The sequence below is a fragment of the Polyangium mundeleinium genome (assembly GCF_028369105.1).
Taxonomy (GTDB): Bacteria; Myxococcota_A; Polyangia; order Polyangiales; family Polyangiaceae; genus Polyangium; species Polyangium mundeleinium.
Genome location: NZ_JAQNDO010000001.1, coordinates 7,735,785 through 7,748,185 on the forward strand (window position 1 = coordinate 7,735,785; position 12,401 = coordinate 7,748,185).

9 protein-coding genes are annotated in these 12,401 nt (G+C 68.5%); 6 read left to right on the forward strand and 3 right to left on the reverse strand.

What is annotated here, in order from left to right:
* Positions 1 to 29: 29 nt before the first annotated feature.
* Complete coding sequence (locus tag POL67_RS30805) at positions 30 to 3,071, reverse strand: hypothetical protein (protein WP_271923603.1); 3,042 nt, start codon at positions 3,069 to 3,071, stop codon at positions 30 to 32.
* On the reverse strand, positions 3,068 to 4,804 hold the full coding sequence (locus tag POL67_RS30810; RefSeq protein WP_271923605.1) for a hypothetical protein: 1,737 nt from the start codon (positions 4,802 to 4,804) through the stop codon (positions 3,068 to 3,070). Before POL67_RS30810 ends, POL67_RS30805 begins: the two co-directional genes overlap by 4 nt.
* A gap of 131 nt (positions 4,805 to 4,935) precedes the next feature.
* Between POL67_RS30810 and POL67_RS30815 the strand changes: the two genes are divergently transcribed.
* Positions 4,936 to 5,379: a gamma-glutamylcyclotransferase family protein gene (locus POL67_RS30815; protein WP_271923607.1), complete on the forward strand. Its 444-nt coding sequence runs from the start codon at positions 4,936 to 4,938 to the stop codon at positions 5,377 to 5,379.
* Between the two features lie 116 nt (positions 5,380 to 5,495).
* Here the strand turns inward: POL67_RS30815 and POL67_RS30820 are convergent, their stop codons facing one another.
* Positions 5,496 to 6,494 (reverse strand): YihY/virulence factor BrkB family protein, encoded by a 999-nt coding sequence (locus tag POL67_RS30820; RefSeq protein ID WP_271923609.1) that lies wholly within the window; start codon positions 6,492 to 6,494, stop codon positions 5,496 to 5,498.
* Positions 6,495 to 6,564: 70 nt separating this feature from the next.
* Here POL67_RS30820 and POL67_RS30825 point away from each other — a divergent pair, with 70 nt between their 5' ends.
* From POL67_RS30825 to POL67_RS30845, 5 genes are all read left to right on the forward strand, one after another.
* Complete coding sequence (locus POL67_RS30825; protein ID WP_271923611.1) at positions 6,565 to 8,103, forward strand: PQQ-binding-like beta-propeller repeat protein; 1,539 nt, start codon at positions 6,565 to 6,567, stop codon at positions 8,101 to 8,103.
* A 522-nt stretch (positions 8,104 to 8,625) separates the two neighbouring features.
* The gene (locus POL67_RS30830) at positions 8,626 to 9,087 is read left to right on the forward strand and encodes a hypothetical protein (RefSeq protein ID WP_271923613.1); all 462 of its coding nucleotides are present in this window, start codon (positions 8,626 to 8,628) and stop codon (positions 9,085 to 9,087) included.
* A 253-nt stretch (positions 9,088 to 9,340) separates the two neighbouring features.
* Positions 9,341 to 10,201: a hypothetical protein gene (locus tag POL67_RS30835; RefSeq protein WP_271923615.1), complete on the forward strand. Its 861-nt coding sequence runs from the start codon at positions 9,341 to 9,343 to the stop codon at positions 10,199 to 10,201.
* 87 nt (positions 10,202 to 10,288) lie between these two features.
* Positions 10,289 to 11,065, forward strand: coding sequence for a tetratricopeptide repeat protein (locus POL67_RS30840; protein WP_271923617.1), 777 nt, complete (start codon positions 10,289 to 10,291; stop codon positions 11,063 to 11,065).
* 10 nt (positions 11,066 to 11,075) lie between these two features.
* The gene (locus POL67_RS30845) at positions 11,076 to 12,194 is read left to right on the forward strand and encodes an alpha/beta hydrolase (RefSeq protein ID WP_271923619.1); all 1,119 of its coding nucleotides are present in this window, start codon (positions 11,076 to 11,078) and stop codon (positions 12,192 to 12,194) included.
* The last annotated feature ends 207 nt before the right edge of the window (positions 12,195 to 12,401 follow it).

Consider the following 12,401-nt stretch of genomic DNA (forward strand, 5'->3'; position numbering starts at 1 on the left):
GGCGTTCAGGGTCCGGGGACGAACCCCGGTCAATAATACTGGCGCGTGATGTCGAGGCGGCTGGCCGAGAGGAGGATCAGGCCTTCGAGGGAGCCGTCCGTGATGGCGAGCTCGCCCGTGGAGGGGACGAACGTGACGGCCTGGGGCTGGATCTCGGTCGTGGCCGAGGCGAGGTTCAGAATGAGCGGGCGGAATGAGCCCTGCGTCGCGAACTGGAAGAACGTATCGCGCGGCGGGGCGTTGATCGCCGCGGCGCGCGCGTCGTCGGCCATCGTGCTCTTGTCGTCCGGGACCGAGTCGAATTCGTTGTCGGGCGCCGGATCGTTGATGGCCATGCGGAAGAACGGATTGATGAAAGCGAGCGGGTCTCCGTCCTTCACCACCGTGCCGTGGGGCACGGCGCGCACGCGGCCGTTTTGCCGCGCGAGCGTCGGGTCACACGAATTGCGGCAAGCCCCGAGCGGCGTCGTGCCGACGCTCTCCGGCGTGGAGATCACATGGTGCAAAAAGCCCGAGGCGTTGCCCGTCACGGCCCATTGCCCGCCCACGCGAACATTGAACCCGACGAGCGTCGGGAAGCAGCATTCGATGAGCTCTGGCGCGGCCCCGCCGCGCGACGCGCCGAGCTCCAGGCGATCCTGATAGGCCTCCACGATCGTGATGTCGCGCGCCTGCCGCGGCAGCTCCGCCGGCCCGAACGTCGCTTTGCATTGCTGGAACGTGCAGACCCCTTGGGTCTCCGGGCTCTTCCAGTGGATGTCGTCCTCCGCGGGGATGTTCGAGCCGATCTGCACGTAATCGGCGAAGGACTTCGCATTCGCCGCGGCGTTCGCGTCGCCCTCGCTCGCGAGGATCTCCTCCCAGGCGCGCTGCCCTAGCACGCCCGAATCGCAGAAGCGGCTCGCGGCGTCGGAGAGCGACGCCACAGGCCCGCCCGTGAGATCGAGCCGGGCCGCTTTCCCGGCAAAACCCGGTAGCGCCCCCTCGTAGGTGATCGTGAACGTCTGGCTCGTCGACTGGGCGCGCGGATCCTCGAGATTCATCGCGACCGTGTGCTCGAGATCCCCGGAGTTCGTCGTGAGCCCCGTCTTTTGATCGATCACCCGGAGCGTCCCGCCCACGGCGAGCGTGAAATGCACGGGCGGAATCGTCTCGCTCGCGTCCTTGGGCGCGGGCACCGTCGCCCGAAGGAGCGGCGCGTCGAGATCGAACGTCGCCTGGAGCGTCCCCTGGTTGTTGTAAAGCAAGGGGAAGCCCGAGAGGCCGGGCTGGTTCTGGCCCGTCCGCTCCGACGTCCGCATGTAGTTCGCGCTGCGCGGCGTGTGCGGCACGACGACGTTGCACGAGACCTCGCCCGTGCTCGCGAGCGCGTCCTCGTCGGCGAGGCCCGCCGGCGCGCCGGGAGGCGGGCAGCCGTAGAGATACGTGTACTTCGTCGGCGCGCGGCAAAACGCGTCGTAATCGTCGATGTCGACGATCGCGATCTGCCCCGTGCCGAGCACCACGTACGCGAACGCCCCGCGCATGCGCGTCGGCCCCGCGCCGCTCTCGTAGGTCCCGCTCGTCCGGTAAAGCGTCTCGGGATCACACGACGTCGCGGTCGACGTGCAGACCGTGAGATCCGGATCCGGATTGCAACGCACGCCCTCGGGCGCCACGCCCGTGCTCGGGATGGGCTGCGGGTTGTCGCGCTCGATGATCACGAGATCCTGCACGGGCACGCCGAACTCCACGCGATCGGGCGCCTGCCCCGGCGTCCACTCGGGGTGGGGCCGCGTGACGGGCCTGCGCGACGTCGCGTCCTCGGCGATGTCGAAGACCATCACGCTGCCGTCGAGATCGTCGACCGCGTAGAGGAACCGATCGAGCGAACCCGCGAGCGTCGGCGACGCGGCGATCTGGCTCGTCGTCACGACCCGCGCGGGCTCGCGCAGCGACGTCGGCAAGAGCGGCTCGCGCTCGATCGGTTCGCACGGCGTCTTCATGTCGAGCACGTGGACGACCGGCGCGTCGATGTCGCCGACGAAGAGCCGCTCCTCCGAGAGCGTGATCCCCGCGGGGCGCGCATCGTAGGCCTGCGCCGGCGCGGGCGGAGTCACGGGGGGCGCGACGCACGCGGCGCCCGTCGGCGGGGACGCGGGCGGGCTCTGCACGGGCAGATCCACCGTGAGCGGCACCCAGCGATCGATGGGGCACTCCTTCCACGAACCCGGCGCGTGCACGTACACGAACGCGCCCGTCTCGGGATCTTTCTTCGGCGTGCCGTCGGCCTCGCGCTCCACGTCGAAGAGCGTCTGCGCGTCGATCACGGCGAGCGCGCCCTGATCGGGGATCGTCACGACGAGCTTGGGCCGTCCGAGGCCCTCCTGCGTGAGGTCGACGAGGTACCCGCCCGCCCCATCGGGCTCGGGATCACGCGGCTTCGCGAACGTCGTGTCATCGCAGCGCGCGCGGACCTCGTCCGCGTCGTTCTTCGGATCGTAGACGACGAGCATCTCGCCCGGCGCGCCGGGCAGCGCGCAGGCAGGCCAGCTCGACAGCGACTTCGGCGCGCAGGTGTCGCACACGCGGATGTCCTTCGCGGCGAGGGCAAAAATCCCCGCACGGCCGGGCTCGGCCACGCCGACGAACGCCGCCATGCTGCCGTTCGTGCTCACGATGTCGACGGGCTGCGCGCCGATCGGCAGGAAGTTCGCGCCGGGCACGCGCGGATTCGAGTCGAGCACGGCGTCGACCTTCGTGCTCATGTCGACCACGGCCACCTCGCCGCGCGTCGTCTGCGTCACGAGCGCGTAGAGGTGCGGCTGCGTCGTCACCCCGTTCGCCACGGCGTACGCGTCGGGCGTCGCGAACCGCGTGCCGCTGCATCGTTCGAAGGGCAGCGCCGGCGTGGTCCCGACGCCCGGAGCGCCGAGGCAGAGGAACGACACGCGCCCCGAGCGCTCGAGCGCGCGGACCGCCGTCGGCACCGTCTGCGTCTGGCATCCGCCGCTGGAGACGAGCGCGAGGGGCAAGCCGAGCGCGGCGAGCGCGAGACCGCCGAGGGGGGAATGGGAAATACGCCGCTTCATTGTGACTCCTTGGGCGGCACCGGTTTGCCGAGCGTCATGTACAGGGCCCCGAACGTGGCTTGATTCCGCATGTCGAGGTCCACGACGCCGACGTACGAATCCGTGAACTGGGCGACGTACATCGTCGAGTACCAGATGGGCTTGCCCTCTGCGTCGAGAACCAGGTTCCCCGCCTCGTCCCGCATCCGCTCCGTGTCGAACGCGAGGGCGTGCGGGCCACGGCCCGTCTTGATGACGTTGTCCACGCGCCGCGACGCCGGGTCATACGAGAAAACGAGGCCCGAATCGTACGTCACCGCAAAGACGCGCCACGCAGGAAGGCCATCCTTGCCGATCACCTGTCCCATCTTCACGCGCGACGCGCCGAACGCGAGCGGCACCGAGTCGTGGAACGAGACCTCCTCGAACGCGCCCGTCACCTCCGGCCCGTTCGGCCCTTCGCGCTCCGTGAACCTCGTCTCGACCTGCCCGATCACGAGCGCCGCCGGAGCGCGGTTCGCCATGTAGATCCCGAGCGGGTTGTCCTCGGCACAAGCCCGCAGGCAGCCGTTTCGCGCCGCGCCCGTCGGGCACGTGTCCTCGCACGCCCGCCGCTTCGTCCCGTCGACCGCGACGCCGCGCGAGTCCGTCGAGCTCGCCGTCGCCCCGATCCGCACAGACGCGTTCCGCGTGACGAACGGCCGCGCCGGGCTCGATCCGCCGTCGTCGTTGTACCGCAACACGTCGAACACCGCCGTCGATCGAAAGCTCACCCCGAACGCGGGCGTGTAGTCGACCGTGGCCCGGTTCTCCTCGACGAACCGCGGGATCGGGAAGCTCGCCACGTCCGTCGGCCCCGGTGGCAGGTTCGTGAGGTAGTGCTCGAGCACAGGCTCGCTCTCCCACCGGTTCACGACGAGGCTCGCCGTCTGCTCGGTCTGGTGCACGACCACGATCGACTCGCTGCGATCGTCCACCGCGATGCCAAAAGGCTCGACAGGCAGCGTGAGCCCGCGCTGGCTGTCCGAGGGATCACGGCCGACGAGGAAGTCCCGCGAGCAACGCCCGCCCGACGACGTCGCGCCGCAGTCGAGGCAGATCGTGGCCCCGCAAGGCGACGAGGCGGGCAGCGGCGCGCCGTCGCACGAGATCTCGCGATCGTCGGTGATGTTGAAGTACGTCACGGAGGGATCGCCGCGCACCGGCACGAAGAGGCGGGCGCCGCGGCCGTCCTCGCAGGGGTTCGGCTTGACCGCGATCACCGCATCCGAAGCAAAGGCGCCGATCGTCACGACTTTGCCGCCCTGCTGGTACGGAGCGAGCACGACGGGCGCGCAAGGCCCCGGGTAGAGCGTGGTGTTGTCGTTCCGCCCGACGCCCAGCGTGTTGCAAGCCGCGCGCATCGGCTCGTCGCCCCCCGCAGAGCTCGCAGCCGCGTCGACGATCGCCTGCCGCAGCTTGCTCGTGTCGGCCCGAAGCTTCACGAGGTCGAGCGCGAAGACCGTGCCGCCGTTGTATTGCAGGTCGACATCGGAGTTCGCCACGTAGAGCGCAGTGCGTCCGGGCGAAACCACGAGGCCCGTCGGGTAGTAGAACGCGTCGAGGGGCGGCGGCAGGCCGTCGGCGACCGCGAAGCAACCGGAGGCGCCGACGAGGCCCGAGGCAACGAGGACCAGCGCGGCAGAGGCAAAGCGCGCCCGGCGTGGCAAGGAGCCCGCGGCGCTCGGGCGACGAAAGACAGGTTCGGGCGACATGGCGCGGCGCAGCCTAGTTTGCCGGTCCCTGCAGAGCAAGGCGCCGGGCCTCTGCCTCGCACGTATCCCGCCCGGGACGCGCCCCACGCCGGGGCTTTGCGTCTCCACCGCCGTGGTCTATCGTTCCGGCCATGGCCGCGCCGCCGACGAACCGCGAGATTGTCCTCTTCGTGTGCGACAGCCTCATGCAAGGCGAAGAGCTCCACACACGCCTCGCCGCCGCACGCCCCCTCGGCCCCGCAACGACCACCCCCACCTACGATCTCGTCGACCTCGGCCCCACAGGCGCCCTCGTCCCCGGCGGCATGGTCGCCGTCACAGGCGAACTCTACGCCCTCGACCCCCAAGCCCTCGCCGCGCTCGACGTGTTCCGCGGCCACCCCGTCCTGAACCAGCGCCTCCCGATCCGCCTCGCAGACGGTCGCGAAGCCCAAGCCTACACCGTCGCCCCCGAGCAATCCGCAGGCCGGCGCCGCATCCTCGCCGGCGACTGGCGCAAACGCCGAGGCGCCACGAGCCTCGGCGGCGGCCGAGGCGCAGGCCCCGTCGTCCGCTGGGCCGGTCGTCGTTCGTAAAGGAACGTCGCGCCGGGGTTTCCACCCCGGACCCCGACCAGGGGTTGTCCACCCCTGGACCCGGACCAGGCACGGCCTGGACCGAAGGTACATCGACCGCGATGCGGTCGATGTGATCAGGAATTTGAGCCGGGCAGTTGGCGTTCTCCTTTGCGCTTGCCGCCTTGCGCGTAGTGTTCGAGCAGCGAGTTCACCTCGGATCCGAGGAGGATCACGATTCCTGCGACGTAGAGCCAAAGAAGGAGCACGATCACCGCGCCGAGGCTCCCGTACGTCGCCTCGTACTTCCCGAAGTTTTCCACGTAAAACCGAAAACCGAGGGCGGCGAGGATGACCACCCCGACCCCGAACACGGCGCCCGGCGAGATGAACCGGAACCGCTGCTCCACATTCGGCCCGAAATAATACACCGCCGCGAACGCCGTCAGCAAAAAGCCCAGGATCACCATCCAGCGGAACGCGGAGAAGAGCTTCAAGAGCACGCCGCTCCAGCCGATGAGCTCCGCCACCTCGCGCTGCAAGATCCCACCGAACACGATCAGCCCGAACGCTGTCACGACGAGCGCGCCGAAGAGCAGGACGAGCAGCACGGACATCCCCCGCGTCTTCCAGAACGGCCGCGTCTCGCGCACGTCGTACGTCACGTTGAGCTGCTGGATCACCGCGTTGAGCCCGTTCGACGCAGCCCATAACGTACCCAGGAGGCCCACCGAGAGCAGCCCGCCGCGCCGCTCGGACAGCACCCGATCAATCGTGGTCGTGAAGAGCTCCGCCGCCTGCGTCGGCATCAGCTCCCCCAAGAGGTCCATGATCGCCGGCTCGAGGTCCGGAATCGGCAGATACGGCAGCAGGCTCAGGAGGAAAATGGCGGCAGGGAAAATCGACAGCATCAAGAAATACGCGAGCGCCGCCGCCCCCGTCGAGACCTGGTCCTCGCGAAACTCGTTATAGAGATCCTTGATGAAGCGCCGAACCCCTACGCCGGGCCGGATCAAGCGGCGGAAGGGCACGAGCGTCCGGCGCTCGTCTCCACGATCGGCACGGGAGGGCCTGCGCCAGCGCGCATGCGCGCGCCGCGACCGGCTTTGCACACCGAGCGGGAGATGCTTCCGCATGACCTCTCCCCGGGGCAAGCCGGATGCCGGACGGTTCCCAGCCCGACGGGCTTCCTGTATTCTTCGTGCCGTGCCCGCTCGATTCCCCCCATGGCTCGCAGGCCCCGCCCTTCTCACAGCCGCCTGCGCGTCCCATCCCCCGGACCCCGGCGGCCACACCCCCGCGCCCATCGCCTCCGCCGCGCCCCCCGTGACGCCCGCGGCCAGCACCGCGAAATCGACGCCGAATCCAGCAGCCGCGCCGGCCCCCGAAGCGCCGCCGCCCGCAGGCACGATCACCGGCGACATCGAGGTCCGGCTGCGCGTCCCTGCATGGGATGCCTTGATCGCCAGGGATACCGCGATCCTCATCGAGCCCGATTTCGTCACGCTCGCCGGGTATGACACGAAAACCGGGGCGCTCCGATTTCGCCAAAAACTCCTGCCCGAAGCCGCGCGCGGCCGGCACACGCTCGGGCTGCGGGGGGACAAGGTCCTCTATTGGGCCGCGGATCAGTTCGTCACGGTCGATCCGACGACCGGCGCCCACGACACGCCCACGCGCGTGCCGCCGAATGGCAACTGCCCCCTCGTCACGCGCGGCGCCGCGTGCGCGTTCGCCTGCGAATGCACGCTCCAGATCGTCGATTGCAAGACCCTCGCTCCCATCGAAAAAGCCTCCTTCGAAAAAACCCACATCGAGGAGTGGGATCCCGACGGCACGCCGAGCTCTGGTTGTTTCGGCCGGGGCACCACGCTCGTCGGGGGCAATGGACGAACGAGCGTGGTCATCGTCGAGGACCAAACCAAGCCCACCGTCGGCCGCTTCTCGCACCCGCTCGTCTTGCTCGGCCTCGACGCGAAGACCGGCGCCGTCCGATATCGCACGCCGAGCCCGCCCGGCGAGCCCCCCCGCGACGACCCGAGCTTTTCCCCGGACGGCAAGCTCTTCTGGCTCGTGAGCTCGGCCGAAGAAGTCACGGTCTTCGACGCGGAGACCGGCGCCCGTCGCTGGGCCTCGCCGCCCGAGGCGAACATCGATCGTGTCCAGAAGAGCTTCCTCGCCTGGATCAACAACCCCCCCGGGCTCTTCCGGTTCGCGGAGGACGAGGCCTTCCTTCACGACATCCAGACCGGAAAACCCGTTTGGCGCGCCAAGGTCCGCCCGGGGGCGTTCGCCGTCCCGCGCGGCACCCACCTCCCCTTTTATGCGGTCGAGACGAACGGCGACCCACCCCTCGACCTTCTCTTGCTCGACCCTGCAAACGGCGCCGTCACCACAACCGTGCACGTCCCCGCGGGCACGACGGTCCACGACGATCCGAGCGGCGGATTTTACCTCGAAAACACAAACCTCGTGGCGTACGACGCCGCCGGCAAGGAACGGGCGCGCGTCGTCGCGCCCCTGCCAAACCTGCACGTGTTCTCCGATTTCGTGACGGTCAGCGGCGGCGACCGATTCTCCGTGCTCGATCGCGACAAGCTCGCGCCCGTCCTCACGGCCCACGGAAGCCTCGCCGCGATGCCCGGCAGCACGCTCGCCGGGGGCCTCTTGCTCTACCGCTGGGTCAAGAAGGGCGCCGAGGTCGGCGAGGTGATGCTCGTGGCGCGGAAAGCCGCGGCGCCCTGACGCCTCTTCGTCGGCTGCGCACGGCCCCCCGGCCCCTCCCGCGCCCGTCGACACGCAAGGACGCGATCCGAGTTCGTCGCGTCTCCTGGCCTTCTGACCACCCGACGAACCCGGCTCCTTCCGCCCCCTTGTCAACGCACCAGGGTGCGATCCGAGGTCCCCACGTGTGCTGGTACACTCTCCAGGACACGAACCGGGCTCCCTGCGCGGGCTTGTGAGCTGACAAGGACGCGATCGGACCTCCCTCCGCGTGCTCGTCGGTCAACCAGCGCAGGATCCCGACGCCCCTCGCGTCCTTGTCGACCCAGGAGGACACGATCGGCGCTCGGTTCGTGTCCTCGTCGACGCGCCACTCCCCGCTTGTCCTCGAACGGCACCCCCACGCGAATGCCGTCCTTGGAGCGATTGCCATAGCCGGTCGTGTCCTCCGGGCACCGCGGGCTTGTCAGGTGAATTCATCCGCCAGATGTTCCGAACCACCACCACTCGCACCTGTACACGGCCCCGTGATAGGTTCCGCGCATGGCACTTCAGCTCCTCATCGCCGGCCGCCGCCCATTCCCTCCCGGCGAGGACCCATGGTCGATCTCCCTCTCCTACGACGGCAACAACAACATCGACGAAGGATCGCTCGACGCATGGAACGACGATGATCCCGAGCTCATGCACTACGCGTCCACCATCGTCGGCTACCAGCCAGCCTCCCTCGTCGCCGTGCGCCCCGCCGGCTGGAGCCTCAGCGAGGTCGTCGCCCAGGCCATCGCCGAGGCCCTCGACGGCGTCGTCTTCTTCACCGGCTTTGACGGCAGGACGCACCTCGAGCCCGATGCTCGCGGCGAGACGCCCGAGATCGCGACGCGCAAAGAGCTCACCCGTCACGTCCGCCGCGCCTTCAAAAGCCACAAACCCTACCTCGCTCGCATCAAGCAAGCGATCCGCAAACGCTCGCCGCCGCCACGCGACAACGACGGATCCGACGAGTGATTGGCATCCACGACGCTCCCCGCGCCCCGCGAGATGCCGAGCGTCCAACCTCAACATGGCGCCCTCCATGCGGAACGGAATGGGCTTCCCCGCCGATCGGCCGGACCCCGGGGCGAGGCACCGCTGTGGCCTCACGGGCGCAAGGGAGGATCTCGCCCCCTGGTTCGCGCCCTCGTCCACGCGCACGTGTGCCGCCTCCTTGACGCCGCCCGCCCCTCTCGATATTCGTTCCCCCCCGAACGAGGAGCACGCGATGGGCCGTTACATCAGCGGAACCGATGGCTTTTCCTACAAGTACGCCACGGGCGAGCAGGACAACAACCTGACGGATCTCGCGGCGGCCGCGGGGGTCGGCAGCTCCTACGTAAAGCCCGAGTTCTGGGCGTGGATGCCCGAGACCGAGGAGAACCGCGTCTTCGACTGCATCGCGCTCGCCAAGGCCGTCGTGGCGGAGACCGGGGCGGCGGGCGAAGTCACGGCCGTCTCGCGGTATCCGGACGCGGGCATCTTCCTCGACGAGGGCTACGGCGGCTACGTGCTCGAGTTCGTGCAGTACGCGATGGCCGAGCAGATCCTCGAAGTCGCGCGCCGCGTGGATCGGGCCCTGCCGCATCCTGCGCGCCTGATGCCGCTCGTCGGGGTCGCGCGTTTCGTCATGAGCCGCGAGGACGCTCCGCGCATGCTCTCGTATGTGAACGGATTCTTGCCGGAGAACCTCTGCATCTCGGAGGTATCGATCCTCGCGGGCCGCGAAAAGGGACTCGACGGCGCATTCGGAAAGCAGCTCCGCGCGTTACGCGGCAAGGACGATTTCCTCCCTTTCATGGGCTTTCAGATCCTTTGCCATGCGATCTGGAAGGACCTACCGCGTGTCGAGGTGTGGGAGAAGGATCCCGCGATCACGGCCGCGGGATTCTGGGAGAACGCGCCCGAGTGGGGTCCTTCGTGGCTCGTCGGCAGCGGCGAGAGGACCGCCGAGCAGCGATGGGTATCGGGGATGGTGCGCCTGTTCCAGGGCGACGCGACCGGCGCGCGGACGGAATTCGTGGCGGCGCGCGAGCGCGGCGAGGCCCGCGCGACGCGCTGGGTCGAAATGGTCGACCGCCCGCTTTGAGGGATGTTTGCGAAAAACCTCTTGTGGGCGAGGCGCGTGAGGTGTAGCGAACGAGGTGGGGCTTTCGTTCGCCCTGAGGGGTCACGCATGAAGATTCGTACCAAGATCCTGTGGTTCGTCGGGGCGCTCATGCTTGCCGGGGCTCCGGCGTGTGAAGACGGGCCGAAGGGGCCGGCCCAGGAGCACCTGAAGAAGGGGGACGAGTTCCTCGCCGCCAGCGATTTCACGAAGGCGGCCGAGGAGTACGGCAAGTCGCTCGAGGCCGATCCCAAGCAGGAGAAGGTTTGGGAGAAAAAGGCCTTCAGCCACAAGGAAGCCGGCGACATGGCCGCGGCCGAGCAGGCGATCTTGAAGACGCTCGACTTCAAGCCCGACGCGGCGAAGAAGGCCGAGGTCTACGCGAACCTCGCCGGCATCTACATGTCCAAGAACGAGATGGACAAGGCCGAGAAGAACTTCGTCGAGGCCATCAAGCTGAACCCGAACGACCTCGGGTCCCTCAAGTGGATGGGCGAGCTCGCCGCGCGAAAAGGCGGCGCCCGCGACATGAAGGCCCCGCCCGTCGAGGAGCACCTCAAGAAGGCGGCGGAGTACTACGACAAGGTGATCGCGCTCGAGCCCGCCGACTCCGGCACGTACGTGAACAAGCGGATCGTGATCGGCAAGCTGATGGAGCACGAGCGGCTGCAAAAAGAGGCCGCGACGAAGGAGGGCGAGGAGGCGGTCACGGCCAAGGACAAGGCCAAGGAGGACGACGCCAAAGCCCGCGCCGACAAACACCAGGCGCAGATGGACGAGTACAAGAAGCAGCTCGACGAGCTCGGCAAGAAGATCGGCGAGATCATGAAGGCCGCGAAGAAATGAGCCCCGCCCCGTGACCCCCCGCGCCGCCGTCCCCCTCGCCACCCTCGCGTGGCTGCTCGCCTGCACGCCCGCTTCAGATACGGAAAACCCCACGGCGAGCCACACCGCTTCGAGCGGTAGCGGTAGCGGTGGCGGAAGCGGTGGCGGTGGCGGTGGCAGCGGCGGAAGCGGCGGTGGCGGAAGCGGTGGCGGCGGCGGGAGTGGCGGTGGGGGCCCGATCGTCCCGCTACCGACAAAACCCTTCACGCTCGGTGGACAGAATGGCTGGGAGCACGACGAGGCCCAGCCTTCGGGGTATTTTCACACCTACGACGCGCTCACGATAGGCCCCGCGGGGTTTGCCCCGCGCAAGGTGCACGTCTACCTGCCCCGCGCGTACGCCGAGACCGACGCGCGATATCCCGTCGTGTACATGAACGACGGACACACGACGTTCTGGCCCGGCGGGCCCGGGAACATCACGTGGGACGTCGATCAGCGCCTCTCCGAGCTGTACGCCGAAAAAGCGATCCCCCCGGTGATCGTCGTCGCCCTCCACCCGATCGAGCGGGAGCGCGAGTACAGCCACCTCGACATGGGCGACGGCAAGCCCTGCTGCGATCTGCCCGAATACACGGCGTACGTCGCGGACGACGTAAAAAGCTGGATCGACACCTCTTACCGCACGAAACCCGAGCCGGCGAACACGGCCATCCTCGGCTCCTCGCGAGGCGGACTCGCGTCGTTTTACATGGCGAACCGTCGCCCGGATCGGTTCGGCAAGGCCGGCTGCCTCTCGCCTTCGTTCTGGGCGGGGCTCGACCCGGTCTTCGGCGGAAACTTCCCAGGCGGCCCGCTCGAAAGCTCGGTGCTCGTGACGACCCTCGCGAGCACGCTCGAAGACCCGGCGATCCGGCCGCGGCTCTGGATCGACTGGGGCCTCATCCGCACGGGCGGCTTCCACAACGAGGCGATCGAGGCGGCCGCGACGAAGCGCGGGATCGAAATGGTGGCGCTCCTGAAACAGTCCTATGGGTACGTCGAGGGCAAAGAGCTCTTCTGGTACGAGGATCCGATCGGCGCCCACGACGAGATCTCCTGGAACCGCCGTTTCCCCGACGTCATGAAGGCGCTGTTCGGCGCGCCGTGACAGCGCGTCCCGCGCGTCCGGCGAGCATCCCCGCCAAACGAGCCGCCGCGCTCTGGAACGACCGAGGAACGACCGAAGAACACGCGGACGAGCAGGACGGAACCGTACGCACGTCCCCAGCGCTTCGCCGTATTCACACCCGAGACGCGGCGATTGCTCTGACATTCTGCGTTGATAGTTTGTAAATTGGGTTTTATGTCATCCGAG

What these genes read in the sequence shown, in the direction of transcription:
- POL67_RS30810 (WP_271923605.1), bottom strand. Translation starts at nt 4,804, where the DNA reads ATGTCGCCCGAACCTGTCTTTCGTCGCCCGAGCGCCGCGGGCTCCTTG.
- POL67_RS30830 (WP_271923613.1), top strand. Translation starts at nt 8,626, where the DNA reads ATGGCACTTCAGCTCCTCATCGCCGGCCGCCGCCCATTCCCTCCCGGC.
- POL67_RS30835 (WP_271923615.1), top strand. Translation starts at nt 9,341, where the DNA reads ATGGGCCGTTACATCAGCGGAACCGATGGCTTTTCCTACAAGTACGCC.
- POL67_RS30805 (WP_271923603.1), bottom strand. Translation starts at nt 3,071, where the DNA reads ATGAAGCGGCGTATTTCCCATTCCCCCCTCGGCGGTCTCGCGCTCGCC.
- POL67_RS30840 (WP_271923617.1), top strand. Translation starts at nt 10,289, where the DNA reads ATGAAGATTCGTACCAAGATCCTGTGGTTCGTCGGGGCGCTCATGCTT.
- POL67_RS30820 (WP_271923609.1), bottom strand. Translation starts at nt 6,494, where the DNA reads ATGCGGAAGCATCTCCCGCTCGGTGTGCAAAGCCGGTCGCGGCGCGCG.
- POL67_RS30815 (WP_271923607.1), top strand. Translation starts at nt 4,936, where the DNA reads ATGGCCGCGCCGCCGACGAACCGCGAGATTGTCCTCTTCGTGTGCGAC.